General features: G+C 68.4%; 12 protein-coding genes. 6 read left to right on the top strand and 6 right to left on the bottom strand.

Annotated elements, in window-relative coordinates; genetic code table 11:
* From EV385_RS15650 to EV385_RS15635, 5 genes are all read right to left on the bottom strand, one after another.
* Positions 1-1,167 (bottom strand): YcaO-like family protein, encoded by a 1,167-nt coding sequence (locus EV385_RS15650; protein ID WP_130510122.1) that lies wholly within the window; start codon positions 1,165-1,167, stop codon positions 1-3.
* Positions 1,164-2,420, bottom strand: coding sequence for a TfuA domain-containing protein (locus EV385_RS15645; RefSeq protein ID WP_130510121.1), 1,257 nt, complete (start codon positions 2,418-2,420; stop codon positions 1,164-1,166). Before EV385_RS15645 ends, EV385_RS15650 begins: the two co-directional genes overlap by 4 nt.
* 189 nt (positions 2,421-2,609) lie before the next feature.
* Positions 2,610-2,744 carry a hypothetical protein gene (locus EV385_RS35685; RefSeq protein ID WP_278044986.1) on the bottom strand — a complete coding sequence of 45 codons (135 nt, stop codon included), beginning with the start codon at positions 2,742-2,744 and terminating at the stop codon, positions 2,610-2,612.
* A gap of 319 nt (positions 2,745-3,063) precedes the next feature.
* Positions 3,064-6,282 carry an AfsR/SARP family transcriptional regulator gene (locus EV385_RS15640; protein ID WP_130510120.1) on the bottom strand — a complete coding sequence of 1,073 codons (3,219 nt, stop codon included), beginning with the start codon at positions 6,280-6,282 and terminating at the stop codon, positions 3,064-3,066.
* Positions 6,283-6,339: 57 nt separating this feature from the next.
* A complete protein-coding gene (locus EV385_RS15635) occupies positions 6,340-7,119 on the bottom strand; it encodes a class I SAM-dependent methyltransferase (RefSeq protein WP_130510119.1) in 780 nt (259 codons plus the stop codon).
* 149 nt (positions 7,120-7,268) lie between these two features.
* Between EV385_RS15635 and EV385_RS15630 the strand changes: the two genes are divergently transcribed.
* On the top strand, positions 7,269-8,549 hold the full coding sequence (locus EV385_RS15630) for an MFS transporter (RefSeq protein ID WP_278044985.1): 1,281 nt from the start codon (positions 7,269-7,271) through the stop codon (positions 8,547-8,549).
* Between the two features lie 7 nt (positions 8,550-8,556).
* On the opposite strand, the gene EV385_RS15625 is transcribed toward EV385_RS15630, so the two are convergent.
* Complete coding sequence (locus EV385_RS15625) at positions 8,557-8,901, bottom strand: hypothetical protein (RefSeq protein ID WP_130510117.1); 345 nt, start codon at positions 8,899-8,901, stop codon at positions 8,557-8,559.
* A gap of 255 nt (positions 8,902-9,156) precedes the next feature.
* Between EV385_RS15625 and EV385_RS15620 the strand changes: the two genes are divergently transcribed.
* From EV385_RS15620 to lanM (EV385_RS15605), 5 genes are all read left to right on the top strand, one after another.
* Positions 9,157-9,321, top strand: a complete 165-nt coding sequence (locus tag EV385_RS15620) for a plantaricin C family lantibiotic (RefSeq protein ID WP_130510116.1) — start codon at positions 9,157-9,159, stop codon at positions 9,319-9,321.
* A 23-nt stretch (positions 9,322-9,344) separates the two neighbouring features.
* Positions 9,345-9,506: a class II lanthipeptide, LchA2/BrtA2 family gene (locus EV385_RS33940; RefSeq protein WP_165449494.1), complete on the top strand. Its 162-nt coding sequence runs from the start codon at positions 9,345-9,347 to the stop codon at positions 9,504-9,506.
* 110 nt (positions 9,507-9,616) lie between these two features.
* Positions 9,617-12,592, top strand: coding sequence for a type 2 lanthipeptide synthetase LanM (lanM, locus tag EV385_RS15615; RefSeq protein ID WP_207229841.1), 2,976 nt, complete (start codon positions 9,617-9,619; stop codon positions 12,590-12,592).
* Complete coding sequence (locus EV385_RS15610) at positions 12,589-14,754, top strand: peptidase domain-containing ABC transporter (RefSeq protein WP_207229840.1); 2,166 nt, start codon at positions 12,589-12,591, stop codon at positions 14,752-14,754. The genes lanM (EV385_RS15615) and EV385_RS15610 overlap by 4 nt, the downstream gene beginning before the upstream one ends.
* Positions 14,751-17,528, top strand: coding sequence for a type 2 lanthipeptide synthetase LanM (gene lanM, locus EV385_RS15605; protein WP_130510114.1), 2,778 nt, complete (start codon positions 14,751-14,753; stop codon positions 17,526-17,528). Before EV385_RS15610 ends, lanM (EV385_RS15605) begins: the two co-directional genes overlap by 4 nt.
* The last annotated feature ends 12 nt before the right edge of the window (positions 17,529-17,540 follow it).

The following is a 17,540-nucleotide window of genomic DNA, read 5'->3' as shown; positions in this document are numbered from 1 at the left end:
CTAACTAGGCGCGTGAAAACGATGGAGATCGGAGCCGGTGCCGGGAACGATGACCTTCAACACCGCGAAGTCGTCCTCGGTGCTCAGGTCTACGAGCAAGGGTTCGCATCCCGCCACCGTGGCGACCGTCGTGCTCAGGTGTTTCAGTTCCTCCGTCAGGTCGGCGGCGTCGTCGACATCAGAGGTGACCTGTGCCCAGGTCATTGTGGCGGCGGCCGTGAACGGCCGCTCGCCTGCGCCGAGCCGCGCCTGCTGGTAGACCGGCGGCAGATCCTCGCGGCTGCCGGTGATCGCCGTGAGACGGCTCTGCGCAGCCTCGGTCAACGCCCGGGAGAGCGCGACTGCCGGCGTGAGATGCGCGCCGAAACCCAGACACGTCACCGGGAAGTCGTCGCTCCAGATCCACACGGCGAGACAGGGCACCCGGAACCGGCTCGGCACGTACCCGATCTCGAAAAGCACGCCGGCCGATCGCAACTTCGCCACCAGCGCCGCACATCCGGGGTCGTCGATCGACTCAGGGTCCACCGAGCGGACCGGATTGGCGGTGGGCCACCCTTGGACAGCGTCACGCTCGATCACCTCATAGAGCGCATGCAGCGCCGCCTCCGGGACCGAGTTTCCCGCGGCGAGCCCGTTGCTGGTGAGCTTGAAGCCGGTCAGCTTCCAACGACGCCGACCCGGACGTGCCATGCACACCAGATCGAGGGGCACGGGTACGGTGCGTCCGGTGACGATGCCGGTGGCTCGGGCCCAGTCCAAGGGCGTGCGGTCGGTCACGAGACATCCGTGTTCGCTGTCCAGGCTGGACAGCGCGTAGGGCAGGTGAAGTTCCCGGCCTGGCACGGTCTTCGCGCAGACCGCCGGGGTCGCGTGTTCCGCATGCCAGTGCTCGACGCTCTCCATGGCCGCGGAGACCTTGGCAAGCAACATGGTCTGGCCCTTGCCCTGCGCGACGCTCAGACTCTGCGCCAGCGGCCGTACCGCCATCGCCACCGGAATGCCGATCACGTCGAGGCCGGTCACGTCCGCGATCCTGGTGATGCCGTAGTGCCCGAACCGCGGCGCAATGATGTTCCAGGTCTCCTCGGGCGTGCGAACGCGGTGCGTGCCGTCCCGGAAAACCTTGCGGTCAGCGGATTGTCCGTGTCGCACGGGCACGCTCACGTCAGCTCCTCGAGACGGGCGGCGGGTGTGGCCACAGCCATCGACAGATGGTGTCTCAGGAAGAACGGGCGCACAGCCTCGACGGCCTCGACCAGCGACACGAAACCGCGGTCGCGGGCGGCAGCCGTCAGGGACCGCTCGTCATCGCTTCCCCACCGCGCGGCCAGGTGGTCTCGAAGGACACTGTGCCGCAGGTACGCGAGGCCGTTCTTCGGCGCCCAACTGACCACTTCCGCGTTGACCACGAACGACTCCGCAACCGCCACCCGCGCGGCCTGGTCGGTCACCAGCTCCGGCTCCGCGACGATCAGGTCCAGGATGCCGCGCGGCGGGCTGTAGCTGCGTACCAGCACGCGCAGCACCGCGGCGTCGGACTCCAGTCCGTCGGCCTCCTGCGGAGTCAACCACTCGGCCCGCTGCTCCGGCGTCAGCCTGCTGTCATCGACGCCGTAGGCGGCCGCTACCGCCAGGACGGCGGCCTCCAGACCTCCGTCAGGAACGTCCGCGGCACGAAGCTCGGCCCCGTCACGAATGCCGCGGAGCGCGAACGTCGACCATCGCTGAGCCAGATCGTTCCGGTATATCTGCTGGTACTGCATGACAGCGCGGTCGCTGACATGGATGCCGTCGACCCAGGAGCCGGCGAATTCGGCATGCCACTCGTGCAGCAGCCGGTTACGCCACCGCGGTGAGTCGATCCAGCCCTCGTCGCAAACGGAGCGGCGAGCGCCCAGCTCCGCCAGACGTTTCAGCGTGTCGATGGCGTCAGCAGCCTTCACATCTGCATGTTCCGGATGCTGAGCCAGGTAGCCGCGGAGCCGGCGGACCGCACCGGCGTGCTCTGGGTCGTCACGCGAGAGGACCGCCTCGACGGCCCGCCAGCTACGTGCGGAATAGGGCAGCCCGCGGCAGGCCGCGACGAGTCCGGCTCCCTCCGGAGCGGACACCGCGCCGTCCTGCTGGGCCATCGCCACCGCGTGACGCAGGCTCACCAGCGGCATGCCGAACTTCCGATATTCGGGGGCCTCCCCGTGAACGACGGCCACCTCGTCATCGGCATCGATCGCGCCAGCGCGGTACATCTCGAACACGACACCGTTGCCGACCATGCCGTACGGGACCAGCTCCGCAGCGCGCAGGGCGCCTAGACTGCTGCACCCGATCACCGTCACCCGCCTCGCCAGCGTCTGCAGGATCTCCTTGTGACGCACGGAAGCGACCTGGTGGAAATAGCCGTCGATGATTACGACCATGTCACCTGGCTCGGGGTCGAGGCGGAGCAGGTCGCCGTGTGCTATCGGTGGGTGGAGGATCGCCTCCGGAACAGCGGTCAGAACATCTCGAGCGGCCAGAGTCGGCCCCACAAAAACATGTAACGACAAACGCTTTCCTCACGTCGAACACACGGCGCCCTGACACGCCAACGATGCCGTCGACGAGCACTACATCTTCGAGTACCCCATCGTTGTGGCGGCGCAGCTCTTCGAGGATTCCGCAGTGCTCGTCTGCTTGTCGAAGACGCTCTCCAGGGTCACGTTGGTGCGCAGCGCACGGAGTCGCTCAACCAGTTCTTTCACTTCTCTTCCCCCGAATCCAGTTGGACGGCGAGTCGGCCGACAACGTATCACACATGATCGATTGCCTCTCGCATCCAAGGCCTCGAGGCGGGGACCGGATGCGACGATGGGCCACTGCCGGTAGTGACTCACGACCATCCTCGCAAATGGACGGTGCCGGGCGTCATGGGCGCACCCGCGTACCGGACATTCGTCCGGGACTGGTGTGTGGATGCGGGTGCGATCCCACCACCTGACCGGAGTGCTGGCGCACAGTATTCGTACGGTTACCGACGATGCGCACGGCGACCAGAATCTGTTAGGCAAACTGGCAATGGTCCTATGTGTCGGATGGCGGCAGTTCATGAAGCTCCCGCAGGATGCCACGGGCGCGCTCCCCCTCCGGCCGATAGCCGTAAGCGCCGCTGATGTCGCAGGCCAATCGAGCGTGGTCGACGGCCTCGGCGTCGTTGCCGAGCGCTGACGCGATCCGGGCGAGCTCGGCGTGCGCCCGGGCCCGGAGGCGGGGCCGCTGGTTTTCCACGACCTCACGCGCGAGCCCGACAGCCCCCTCGTGGTCGCCAGTGATACGGCGGCACCCGGCCAGCCCGAGCACCGTGTACGGGTACCAGTAGCCGCACCCAGGGGCCGTGAGGCTTGCCGCGATGGTCAGCCTCTCGTGTGCGGCTTCGACATCTCCCAGCGCGAGGTGCGCCTCCCCGAGTGTCACATGCGCGCCCATCACCATCCATTTTGCGTCTGCCTGCTCCGCGAGGCCGAGTGACTGCTGCGCCAGATCGATTGCCTCTTCCGCATGGCCCGATTCAAGGCGGACTTCCGCCAGATTTCGGAGAGTCTCTGCCTGGCCCTCGACATACCCCAATTCAGTCCAGCTATCCAGGACCGATTCGAATTCCTTCGCAGCCTCGTCGAACGCGCCCCGCCACGATTGGAGCATCGCCAGACCGGCGGTCGCCCGATGGCTCAGGTTCCGTAGATTGAGCTCCTCCGCGAGCGACCGGCTGCCGGTGAGGCACTTCACGCCTCGATCGGCATCCCCGAGCATGAGCAGTGCGATGCCGAGGTTCATGAGGGCTGTGGTCCCACCCTCGCGGTGGCCGCTGTCGCGCAGCAGCGGCAGCGCCTCCTCCATGTAGCGCGCCGCCTCCAGGTAATCCTGCATTTCGAAGGCCACACTGCCCAGACCGATCAGGTCACGCCCTTCGCCAGCGCGGTCACCGATCTCGCGGGAGATTTCCACGGAGCGTCGATAACACGCGAGTGAATCAGCGAACTCGTTGCGCCGGAAATGCAGCCGGCCACGGCCGCGCTGCAACGCCGCCGTGGCGGTCCGGTCGCCGACCCGCTCCGCGGCGGCGAGCGCCGATTGAAGGGTCGTCAGCCACGCGCTGTCCTGGCGTTGCCGGATGAAGAACCCGAGCAGGCTGTCGGCCAGCAGCCACACCGGCGCTCCGCATTCCTGGAGCGCGGGTTCGCGAATGATCGAGACCAGATTCATCACCTCCTTCTCCAACCAGTCGAGCGCCTCGAGAGAATCCGTCCACGACGGGCGGACCGAGGCCGCGGCCTGTTCGGCCTTGCGCAGCCGGGGAAGGTCCGGGTATAGCAGTTGGCTGGCCGCCTCGCAGGTACACAGGTAGTAGTCCAGCAGTCGCCGAAGGGCGGCAAGACATGCCTCCGGACCGTCGTGGCTCGCCTGTGCCGTGGCGTATTCCCTGATCAAGTCATGGAACCGGTACCTGTCCGACCCGTGGTGCTGCACCAGATTCGCCATGGCAAGCCGGGAAAGCGTCCGCCGGGCGACCGCCGGACTCACGCCGGCCAGACTGGCCGCGGTGTACCGGTCGAAGTCGGGCCCGGGCGCGAGGCTTACGAGGCGAAACAGGCGGGCGGTTTCCGGCTCGAGTTCGCGATACGAGTGGTCGAAAGCTATCCGTACGGACGCCTGATCGTCGCCGTCAATGGTCAGTGCGACGAGCCGGTCGTCAGATCTCAGGTCTTCCGCGTGTCCGGCAATGGTCTGTCCCGGCGCCGCGGCGACATTCGACGCGGCGATCCGCAGCGCGAGGGGCAGAAAACCGCAGGCGGTGGCGAGTTTGGCCACCGCCTGCGGCTCCGAGTCGATCCGATCAGCACCGATGATCCGCGACAGCAACGCCTCTGCCTCGAGTGCGGTCACCGGATCAACCGGCACGCGATGAGCGCCGTTGACGGCGGAGAGGCCGGACAGGTTGTCTCGGCTGGTCACGATCACTGAGCAGCTGGGTGAGCCCGGCAGCAGCGGCCGCACCTGTTCGGGGGAGCCCGCGTTGTCGAGCACTAGGAGGACTCGTCGTCCGGCCAGCATCGAACGGAACAGGGCGCGCTGCTGGTCCGGGTTGTGTGGCACCCGATTGGCGGGGGCTCCGAGGGCACTCAGGAATCCGCTTAGCGCCTCCTCCGGCCGGACCGATGCGTCGGACGAGAACCCTCGCAGGTTCACGAAGAGCTGACCGTCCGGGAAATCGTTCCGGAGTCGGTGGGCAACGTGGAGCGCCAGTTCGGTCTTGCCGACGCCCGGCGGTCCGGACAGGACGACCAGCGGCAGCCCGCCGCTCGCCTGGGGTGGCCGGGCGACCTGCGACGTCACACGATCGACCAGCTCGGCACGGCCGACGAAATCGTTGACCTCGGGAGGTAGCTGGCTGGGGGCCACCCAGCTGCCGGCCGCCGCGTGGCTGGGCGGGTGCAGCGATGGATCGGCGGTGAGAATCCGGTGATGGAGTTGGGTCAGCTCACCGCAGGGATCGACACCGAGCTCCTCGCGGAGCAGGGCGCTCACGTCGCGGAAGGCGTTCAGCGCCTCGGCCTGCCGGTGGGAGCGGTACAGCGCCAGAATCAGGTGATGCCAGAGGCGCTCGCGGAGCGGGAACTCGGTGGTCAGGGCTCGCAGTTCCGCAATCACCTCAACCTGGCGGCCAGCTCTTAGATCGGCGTCTATCCGTCGTTCCAGGGCCTGCAAACGCTCTTCGATCAACAGTGGCTGCTCGTCGCGGTGCAGCGACTCGGAGCTCACGTCGGACAGCGGCGTTCCTCGCCAGAGCGCAAGTCCGGCCCGCAGCTCCCGGACCTCCGCTTCGATGTCTCCGCGGGCTTGCGCCGAGCCAGCCAGTTGCACGTGGGCGCGAAACCGGTCGATGTCGACCGCGCTGGGCGGGACGTCGATGTAGTAGCCCGGCGGGCTCGTCACGATGATGGATCGGGCGGTGCCGAGCAGGGTGCGCAGCCTGCGGATGTAGGTCTGGACCGCGTTGCGGGCGTCCGACGGCAGGTCATCACCCCAGAGTCGCTCCACGAGCGAGTCGACGGACAACACCTCGCCCCGCCGCAGCAGCAGGCTCGCCAGGAGGGCCCGCATCTTCGCCGCGCCGACGATGACCGGCACGTCGCCGACGGAGACCGTCAGCGGTCCGAGAAGTCCGAACGTCACCTCGGGCTGGCCCACATCGTGGTTCGCGGCCCTGTCGTCCCGAAGATCGCCCGACACGTCCCGGAACATTACCGGGCGAGCAATGTGATCCGTGCCTCGCCGTCGCCACGACCAACCGGACCGCTGTCAGCGGCGCGCCCGAACGGCGGTGATGTGCACGCGCCGGAGCAGTGGCATGAGCGGCAGCATGCGGACTGCCTCGGCACGCAACTGCGTCATAGCGCGGTCGCGTCCCGGATCGGTCGCCAGCGCTCGCCGGAACACCGCCTGCTGCCGTCGCTGCAGGTCGGGGCGATGGGTGACGGCGACCTCGTCGAAACCGGCGGTCCTGAGCAGGCCGCCGAAGTCGAGGTTGACAAAGCACTCGGGAAGGCGGTGGTCTCCGGTCTCTCGCGGCTCCCAGCCGGTGAAGACCAGCGAGCCTCCTGGCCGCAGCACACGGGCAGCCTCCTGCGCGACGAGCCGCGGATCGCCGGCGAACTGAACCGAGTCGACGCACAGGAGCGCATCAGCCTGTGCGTCGGTGAGCCCGGTCGCGTGGAGTTCGCCGATCCGGAACTCCGCCCTGTCCTGGAGCCGGAACGCCGCGATCCGCGCTCGCGCCTGCGTCACGGCGACGGCCGAGAAGTCCACGCCGATCAGTCGTGCCCCGGTGGCCCTGGTGATCCACATCCCTGGCCCGCCGCGTCCACAGGCCAGGTCCACCAGCAGCGCGTCCGTGGAGAGCCGCAGCTGCTGCGCGATCGCCTCGAGCGCGTTCATGGTGACGAACGAGTACGGCTCGACCTCGACGGGAAGCCGCTCGTCGAGCGCGGAGCGCATCAGCGCGCGGATAGCGGGAGACCGCTCGTACGCACCAAACAGATCGTCGAAGAACGCGGCATCTATCGGCCGTGATGCTGACAAAACACTCTCCTGGTCCCCTGGCGGTGACCCGCGTTCGCGGTGGTGTGGGGCCGTCCGTGCGGACGAACCCGGTCGGCCGCCGGCACTGGACGCGAATCGCCTAGTGTGATGCGTCGATACGACGGGAGCGACGAGATGCGGACGGACTCGTGACAGCAGGTGACCCGCAGCGTCACCGTGCCGACTTCCGCCGGCTGTGGGCCGCGGACGCGTTGAGCCAGGTCGGCGGCCAGGTGAGCGTGCTGGCGTTACCGCTGGCCGCCGTCCAGGCAACGCACGCGAGCACCCTGCAGGTGGCGATCCTTCCGGCGCTTCAGACGGTCGCCTTTCTCGTCCTGGGATTGCCGGCCGGGGTGTGGTCCGACCGGGTACGCCGTCGGCCGCTCATCATCTCGGCCGATCTCGGGCGGCTCGTCCTGCTCGGGAGCATTCCCGTGGCGGCGCTGCTGGGGGTTCTGACCATCTGGCAGTTGTATGTGGTGGCGCTGAGCGTCGGAGTGTTCACCGTGTTCTTCGACGTTGCATTCCAGTCGTACGTGCCTGCCGTCGTGGACCGGAAGTCTCTGGTCAAGGCCAACAGCCGGCTCGAGGTCAACCGCACCGTGGCCGCGGCCGCCGGGCCGGCCATGGCCGGCTACCTCGTGCAATGGCTGACCGCACCGATCGCCATCGCGGTCAACGCCGTGACTTTCGCCTGGTCGGCGGCATGGGTGTCCACCATCGGCACCAAGGAACCGAAACCGGCGCCGGCTCCCGGCGTGAAACTGCGACGGCAGGTCGCCGAGGGGATCCGCTTCATCTTCGGACACCCGACGCTGCGGGTCATCGCCTCCTACAACGGCACGGCGATGACGTTCTACTCGGCGCAGGGCGCCGTCGAAGTGGTGTTCCTGCTTCGGGAACTGCACGTCTCGCCCGCCACCACCGGACTGCTCTTCGCCGGTGGCAGCGCCGCAAGTCTTCTGGGTGCGGTCTGCGCCGACCGGATGACTCGAGCGATCGGACGGCATCGGGCGCTGCCGCTGTTCACGACGCTGGCCGGCCTGGGTGCACTGCTGCTGCCGCTCACCGACGGTGGGTGGAGACTGGCACTGTTCTCGCTGGGCTCCGCCATCTCGGGGTTCTGCCTCATCGCGTACAACGTGGTTCAAATCAGCTTCCGCCAATCGGTTTGCCCGGATCACCTCCTCGGCCGGATGAGCGCCACCATGCGCACTGTCACGCTCGGCGTCACCGCCTTCGGCGCGATCCTCGGTGGCTTGCTGGGCACCTGGTTCGGCGTGCGGACGGCGTTGTGGATCACCGCCGTCGGTGCGCTGGCGGCCAGTCTGTGGTTCGCCCGAATGCCGAGGGCCGGCACGCCGGACGCGGTCGCCGGGGGCCCGTCGACCGACCGTCTGCCCGCGCCGTCGGCCCCGGGGAGGCCATAGCTTCAGGTCAGTGGCACAGCGCCGCTGTTCCCCGCACGGACCTGACTTCGGGGTTGAGCTGAACTTCGCGCGGAAGTTCGCTCCGTCCGACGCAGAGCGTCACCCATACCGGCGTGGCATTGGCGTAGACCTGCACCTGGCAGCCGACCGGTGGGCGGTTATCCACGGCGAGGAAGCGTCCCCGCAGCACGGTGACCATCGAGGTGCAGGAGGCGTGCGGCACCGACTGGGCCGCACCGGTGAAGTCTGCCCTCGTGAAGAACGTGGTTCGGCCGGCGGATTCGGCCTGGGCGGGGCTGGGCAGCAGGGCCGCGGTGGCGGCCGCGGCGGCGAGAGTGACGAGAACACGCATGACAGGGACCCTATGAAGGGTGAAGTCCCATGCCGATGTCCACATTCAGAATTTGAATATGTGACATCTCAGCGATCACCTTGGCCCTGTGCGCACTTCCTGCGGCGAATCCCATCGCCTCCGGTCATATGCGGGGGTTATGCGGGTGATGTGCCCGGCACTCCGTCCCGCCGGTATCCGGTATGAACTCCCGTGTTCAAAGCTGTTACCGGCAGCCGATCGGACTACCGAATGGCCCGAATACAAGGAGAAGGCATGTACGAAGGCGATGTCGCCCTGCTCGAGGAGATCGACGAGCAGGACTTCGAGGGCGTGGCGTACGGCGCGTGCACCACGAACACGTTCTCGCTGTCCAACGTCCTGGGGAACAACGGGGGCTGGTGCACCCTGACCCGCGAGTGCCAGCGCAGCTGCAACTGATCGCGAAAGGAAACAGATACCGCATGAAGAACGACCAGAACGACATTCTCGCCCGGCACGACGAGGCGGAACTCATCGAGCTCAGCGAGGCCGACACCTACGGCGGTTCCACCTGGGCTTGCGCCACGGTGACGCTGGCGACCGCCGTGGTCTGCCCGTCCACCGCCTGCTCGCGGTCCTGCTGATCACCTGCCTCGTGCGGTGAACCGGTAGTACGACAGCGGAATGGGAGCCGAGCCCCCCGGTTCCCATTCCGCTTCGCATTTCTTCACTGAGATCGGAGTGGCCGAAAGTGATGTCCGCAACCAGTTACTACCCCGAGTTCGACAGTGCCGAGGTCGCGGAGACCATCACCCCGCTGGCCGAGCACGACGACGCCGTCCTCGCCGTGTTGCACGGCACGCGCCCCGCTTTTGTGCAACGGTGGCTCGACGCCGAGGAGCAGTACCCGTTCCAGCTCGTCGTGCGCAGCGTGGCCGTCCGCCTCATCGACGGCGACCCGCTCGCCGGCCACACCGATCTGCTCGCTGACCCCGAGGCCATCCTGCTCGAACTGCTCAGCCGGACCGAGTCTCGGCTTCGCGAGGTCTACGGCCGGCCGCTGGTCGCCGCGATCAACATAGCCCGCAAGAACGGTCGGCTGGCCGGAGCCACGGCGCACGACCGCTACCGGGCCTTCATCGATCAGGCGAGCCGGAGCTCGTTCGAGGGCGTGAGCGGGCTCGACTTCCCGGTCCTGCGCGACGTGACCCGGCTGGTGCTGCGCAATGAGCGGGACGCCTTCCGCGAACTCGCACACCGGCTGCGCAGAGACCGGGCGGCGATCCAGGAGAAGTTCGGCATCGCCGCGGACGACCGGCTGATGTCGCTGGGACTCGGCGAGGGCGACACGCACCACCACGGGCGCAGCGTCTCCGTGCTGGTCTTCGCGTCCGGCGAGAGGCTGGTCTACAAGCCACGCGACGTCTCCTGCGAAGCCGCCTACGTGACCATCGCCCGGGAGCTGAACGTTCGGCTGGGCACCAGCCTGGTGTCCGCCGGCGTGCTGGAGCGGGAGGGCTATGGCTATGTCGAGTTCGTCGAGACCGAGGACGTCTCGGACATGGCCGCCGCGTTCATGCGCGCCAGCGGTGAGCTTGCGGCGGTGCTCTACCTGCTCAACGCCCGGGACATGCATTTCGAGAACATCCTGCCGACCCGGCGTGGACCGCTGCCGATCGACCTGGAGACCATCCTGCACCCCGAGCGCGTGCACAGCGGGCCGACCCCCGAGGCACCCGGCAACGCGTACGCGACGATCAGCCGGTCGGTGTACGGCATCGGCATCCTGCCGCTGGTGATGGCCGGCAAGGAGGCCGATGCAGGGCACGTCGATCTCGGCTTCCTCGGTGGCAGCGGGCAAGGCAGTTCACCCTTCAAGAGCATGCAGTACGAACACCCTTACACCGACCACATCCGGGTGGTGTTCGCGGCCACCCCCGCAGCCGAACGCACCGCCGTGGTCAACGCCCTCACCGAGGACGAGACTTACCAGCTCGGCGCAGAGATGGCGGAGGGTTTCACCCGCGTCTTCCGCGCCGCGTCGGCCGACCTCGACGGTTGGACCGGTCTGCTACGCAAGGCCGTCAGTGGGGTCCGGGTGCGCTACGTGCACAATCCCACCGCGCTGTACTCACAGACGCTGCGCATGACCTCCGCGCCGGCCGCGCTCGACGGGACCGCACCGTACCTGGCGCTGTTGAAGCGCATCGCCATCGCCAGCAAGACCTCGGCGCAGCCGGTCGTCGTGGCCGAGCTGCGTCAGCTCGCCGAACGGGACATCCCGTACTTCACCGTTTCGAGCACCAGCACGGCCCTCACGGACGGCGACGGTGACGAGATCGGCGCCGAGGTGGCCTGCTCGCCGCTGGACGCGGCGCTGGAGAAGGCCAGCCGGCTCAGCGAGTTCGAGCTCGCGGAACAGCTCCGGCTGATCCATTCCGCATTCGCCTCGCGCTTCCCGGACAACCACCTCGCCGGAGCCACGGTCGACACCCCGCGACCCGGCGCGGTGCGGGCCGGAACAGGGGAGCTGGAAGCGCTGGTGATGCGGCTCAGCGATCACCTCGTTGCCACGTCGCTGCCGGACCGGTTCGCGCATCTGCCCCGTACCTGGATCGGTCCGCTCGCCTCCGCCGAGGCCAGCCGGCCGTGGCCGCCGGGGGTGCTGGGATACGAGCTCTACACCGGCCGCACCGGACCGGCCCTTGCCCTCGCCGCCGCCGGTCGGCTCATGAACCACCGGGCCTATCTCGATCTGGCCACGCAGATCTTCTCCACAACCGCAGGAATCCTGGCCGACCGACGGTACGAGAACCGTAGCCTGCGGGCGGCGGGCTATGGCGGCTACACGGGAATGGCCGGCATCCTGTTCGGGCTGGCGACGGCCGGGCGGCTACTCGAGAAGGACGAGTGGCTGCGCGCCGCCCAGGACGCTGTGCCGCTGGTGCAGGAGCAGATCGGCGAGCAGCCGCCAGACCGGCTGCCCCTGGACGTGATCAGCGGCCTCTCCGGTGTGCTGTCCTGCGTGATCGCGATCGGTGGCCCATCGGCCGGTGAAACCGTCACCGCCCTGACCACGATGCTGCTGGACGGCCTACGCGCCGACGGAGCAGCACAACGGTCGCTGTTCGCCCAGTCCGGCTTCGCCCACGGGATCAGCGGCACGCTGCACGCGCTCAGCCGCGCGTACCCACTACTGCCAGCCGAGCTCCGCGGCCCCGTACGGGCCGCCCAGTCGTCGCTCCTGCAGCGCCTGGACGGCTTCTTCGATCCGGCCGAGCAGAACTGGTTCTCCAACCTGGCCACGCCGCAATCGTTCTCGACCGGCTGGTGCCACGGCGCCGCCGGCATCGCGCTGGCATTCGCCGAGTACGCCACCGCGTCCGGCGACGCCGAGGTAATCCGGCTGCGGGATCTCGCGGTGGAGAACACCTTGCGCGACGGCTTCGGCCGCAACCTCACGTGGTGCCACGGTGACCTGGGCAACCATGACATTCTGAGCGGCCTGGCCGAAGCCGGCGGATCCGCGCTGCGCACCCGGCTCGCCGCGGTGGAGGACGAGTGGCTGCAGCCCTCCGTGATCATCCGCAAGAATGCCGACACCCGCAGCCGGTACGCCCACACCAGCAGCATGATGGTGGGTTCCGCCGGGCTGGTGCTGCACCTGGTGAACCGCCTCGATCCGACGACGCGGCTGTCGCCGGTGGCGCTGACACTCGGAGGCCGGTGACCGTGCGACGCCGGGTACCCGCGGTCACCCAGGTGACCCAGACCGAGTGTGGGCTCTGTTCCTGCGTGGCGCTGCTGCGCTACTTCGGGCGGGCAGAGGAGATCTCCACGGCGCGGGAGGCGATGGACGCCGGGCGTGACGGCCTCTCCGCACAACAGCTCGCCCAGTTCCTCGCCTCACGGGGGATGCTGGTCAAGCCGTACCGCGTGAAGAGCGTCGCGGTGCTGGCGAAGTTCACCACACCGGTGATCCTCTACTGGGAGGACTACCACTTCGTCGTGCTGGAGAGTTACGACGGGCGGACTGCCGTCGTCATGGATCCGGCCGTGGGCCGGCGCCGCCTCAGCGCCGCCGAACTGGAAGCCGGCTTCAGCGGCATCGTCATCACGGCCGAACCCGGTCCCGGGTTCGAAAAGACCCGACGGCGGCCGTTCAGTGAGTGGCGCCGGGTGCCGCTGTTCGCCGACGGCGCGCGCCGCCGTATCGCGCTGGTCGCGCTGCTGTCGATGGGTGGTTACGGCTCGGTGCTGGGCATTCCCCTGTTGACCCAGTGGGCGGTGGACCGGTCCACGCGTTTCGCCGGACTGGACGACCTGCTGCTGGTTGTCGCGCTGGTGGCAGCGGTCGCCGGGGGGTACTTCCTGCTTCACCTGATCCGCACTCTGGTGCTGTCCAGTCTGGTCACTCTGCTCGGTCGGCACCTGATGACCGAGACCTTCACTCGGCTGTTGGCGCTGCCCTACCGCTTCTTCACCACCCGTCAGCCCGGCGAGCTGCTGTTCCGCCTCAACAGCGTGAATACGATCCGGGATCTGCTCTCCTCGCGGGTGGCTCAGGGCGTGCTCGACGTCGGTTCCCTGCTCGGCGTATCGATCTACCTGTTCGCCACGGAGTGGCGCCTCGGCGCCGTCGCCGCCACCATGCTCGCGGTGAACGGGCTGTACCTGATGCGGACCCGGGTACGCGTCCTGGAGGCCGTGGACGCCGAGATCGCCCACCTGTCGAAAAGCCAGTCCACCCAGCTCGACGCGATCGTGTCCATCCCGACCATCAAGATGGGCGGGTATGCGGACGACTTCATCGCGGGTTGGAGTCGCGTATATGCGGATTCGCTCACCGCGATGAAGACCCGGATCAGATTGCAGCAGGGGCGCATCGCCGGGGTAACCACGACGACACAGATGTTCGGCCCGCTGCTGGTGCTGCTGGCCAGCCTGTATCTGGTCAGCCACGGCCGGATCTCACTCGGCGCGGCGGTCGCGGTACAGGCGGTGTCGGCCACGTACTTCGCGCTGGCGACGTCGGTCTTCCAGACCTGCACCGAGATCAGCGAGGCCACCCGATACGTGGCCCGGCTCGGCGACATCACCGCCACGGTCCCGGAACACCGCGGCGGCGGGCGCACCGAGTTGGCCTCCACGGCGATCCGGCTGCGCGATGTCAGCTTTCGATTCACGCAGCACAGCGATCTGGTCGTCCGCAACGTCTCGCTGGACATCCCGGCCGGCGCCAAGGTTGCCCTGGTCGGCGCCTCGGGTTCCGGCAAGAGCACGCTCGGCCGGATCATCTGCGGACTGTACGAGCCGACGAGCGGCACGGTGGAGATCGGTGGGATCGACGCGGCGGAATACGACAGGAACGCGCTGCGCAAGGCGATCGGTTACATCCCGCAAGAGGTTCACCTGCACAACCGGACCATCCTGGAGAATCTCACCCTCGGCCAGGACATCTCCATCGACCAGGTGCGCGAATACTGCGCCAGCGTCGGGATTCTCGACTTCCTGGACGACCTGCCGATGGGCCTCAAGACCCTGGTGTCGGAGATGGGCGCCAACTTCTCCGGCGGGCAGCGGCAGCGCCTGGCGATTGTGCGGGCGCTGCTCCAGCGTCCCCGCATCCTGATGATGGACGAGGCGACCGCCTCGCTGGACAACGTCAATGAACGCCGGGTCAGCGAGATCATCGAGGATCTCGGAGCGACGCAGGTGATCATCGCGCACCGGCTGGCCACGGTCCGGTCGGCCGATCACATCTACGTTTTCGACAACGGTCGTGTGGTGGAGCACGGCACCCACGCGGACCTGTTGGATCGGGGGTCGGTCTACGCCGGCCTGTACGCAGACGCCGCCACCGAGCCCCTGGTCGGAGGAGACCGAGCATGACCACGCCCAGCATCGCCATCGACGCGTTCCTGCCCTTCTACACCGGCATCGTGCCCCGCGAGCGGGTCGACCGGCGGCTGCGTCCGCTCGTCGCCGCGGTAGCCCCGGCTCACCGCGTGGAACCGCTACTGAACACGGTGTGGACCGACCTCGCGGTCACGGTGGAGGGACTGGCCTTCCGCACGCTGATCGCCGAGTTCCACGACTTCCGCGAGCAGCGCGGCCTGCCCATGACCACCACCGACGGACCTGCGCTGCGCGCATTCCGTGCACACCTCAGCGAACCTACGCACGCGCGGCAGCTCCTCGGCCGCTATCCGGTGCTGGAACAGCGGCTGGAGACCATCGTGCGGCAGTCGCTGGAACCGTACGCCGAGATCTTCGCCGCGTACGCTGCCGACCGCGCGGAGCTGCACGCCGCCGGGTTGCTGCCGGCTGCGGACGAGACCATCGTGGGCCTCTCCGCGACCGGCGGCGACCTGCACAACGACAACCACAAGGTGGTCGGCGTGGAGCTCTCCGGCGGCACCCGGATCATCTACAAACCCCGGACGCTGGACTCCGACGAGTTCGTCCGCGACCTCTACGCGGCGGTCGACCCGCACCTCGCGTACTCGCTTCGCGACTGCCTGCCTCGGTCGGTCTCGGTAGGCGACCACGGATGGCAGGAATTCGTCACGCCTCGGGCCATGACGGGGGACGACCAGCCGAGCCGCTACTTCTACCGCTTCGGTGCCCTCTGCGCGATCTTCGGCACCATCGGCGCCTCGGATCTGCACGACGAGAACCTCATCGCCGGTGGCGAGTATCCATGCGTCATCGACACCGAGACCATCGTGCGGCCGGACTCCGGCGTGGACAGTGACACCCTGCCACACAGGCTCGCCAACCAGCTGAAGCTCTCCATCGCCTCGACGATGCTGGTGCCGATGCTCGACCCCACCTCCCGCAACGACCTGAACATGTCCGGCGTGGGGGTCGCGGGCGAGCAGACCTCGAAGATGCAGCGGCCGGTCGTGCACGACAACGACACCGACGGCATCGCCGTACGGTGGTTGCCGGTCACCTACCAGCAAACCGACAACGTCCCCCGCCTCGGCGAGCGGGCGCTCGTGCCGACGGACTGGTTCGCCGACATCCGCGCCGGCTACGTCGACGCCCTCGCAGCGGTCCGTGACGGCAGCATCACCAAGGTACTCACCAAGCACCCGGCCATGCCGGTACGCTGCCTGATCCGCTCCACCATGGTCTACGGCAGGTTCCTCGACGCCGCCAGTCACCCCGACTACCTGCGCCGTCAAGCCGAGTCCGAGCGGGTGCTGAACCTGCTCGGGCAGTATCCCCCGCACCTGAGTGCTGAGGCTGCGGCCTATGTCGGCGAGCAGGAACGGGCAGCCCTGCGTACCGGCAACATCCCGCTCTTCCAGGCACGCGCGGGCTCCACGGAGTTGGCAACCGCACGGACCGCGTTCGCCGGCGCTCACAAATGGTCCGCGCTGGAGTTCGCCCAGCGTGGTGTCCGGCAGAACGCCGAGCAGCCGGACACCTTCCACCATTTCCTGCTGGAGGAGACGTTCGCCGAGATCGCGGGGCCGGGAGGGATGTCCAGGCACAGCGTCTTCGGTCCGGCGCTGGCGGCAGCGCGGCCCGGGCAGTGGTGGACCGGCATCGCCCGGACGATCGCCGCCGTCGGTGTCTCGCACCAGGGGGCCGCCGGGGCGGAGCTGGGTTGGGTCTGCGGTATCGGCCCCGACCGGGCCGCGCCGACGCTGGCGCCGGGAACGTTCATCTCCTTCCACGACTCGGGTGGGATCGTGGCGTTCCTCCGCCACGCCGCCCACCATGACGCCGACCTGCGGGAGGTCCACCGAAGTGCCGAACGCGGCCTGGACAGCCTGCTCGCCGACTATCCGGACGGCTTGCTCAAGGCCCCGGAGAGTGTGCTGACCGGCGCAACGTCCCTCCTGCTGTCCCGCCCGGACGTGGACGAGGACTGGCTGGCTCGCGCGTTCGGCGGCATCGCGCGGCGCGCCGAGGCCGGGACCCTGGAGACCGATCTGGGCAACGGCCCCGCGGGCGTGTTGATGCTGCTGCTGGCGCGGATGGAGAACGGCCTGGACCCAGCGGCCGGCGAGGCGCAGCTCCGCCTGCTTCGCGACCTGACCGTGCAGCACCTGGATGTTGTCCGCGACAAGCCCTGGTTCGACGTCGCGCACGGCGAACTCGGGTTGCGCTGGGCCGCGGCCCGGATCGGCCGCGTACTCGGTGATGCGGCCCTGGCCAGGTCGTCGGCGGACTGGCTGGCCGAACGGCTGACCGGCGGTGAGCTCTCGCCCGTGCCGGGATGGTGCAACGGCGCGGCGGGGCTGGCACTGAGTGCCGCCGAGATCATGGCCTCGGCTGGTCGGACTGACTGGCTGGTCGGCCCGCGCCTGGACGCCATCCTCGACAGCGCCACCGAGCTGAGGCCGGGACAGCCGGTCGATCTCTCCGTGTGCCACGGCAGCAGCGGTGTGATTCAGGCGCTGCTCGGCGTCGCCCGGATCCTCGGCGACGACTCACTCATCGGACGGGCTGTGGACCACCAGCGCCGGGTCATCGGCGCCGCCCGCACCGACGGCTTCGCCACCGGCGCGCCAGGCCGTACCTCCCTGCTGGGCTACTTCCTCGGCTGGTCCGGCGTCGGCGACACCGACCTGCTTTTGCGGGCGGCCGGCGCGGGTGAGTGGACCGGCGCGCTCCCGGTGGCGTTCACCGGGCCTACTTCAGTGTGACCAATCGTACGA

Origin of the sequence: Krasilnikovia cinnamomea (assembly GCF_004217545.1) — a bacterium.
Classification (GTDB): domain Bacteria; phylum Actinomycetota; class Actinomycetes; order Mycobacteriales; family Micromonosporaceae; genus Actinoplanes; species Actinoplanes cinnamomeus.
Note: the sequence above shows the minus strand (reverse complement) of the source record. Positions and strands in the feature narration are given on the sequence as shown.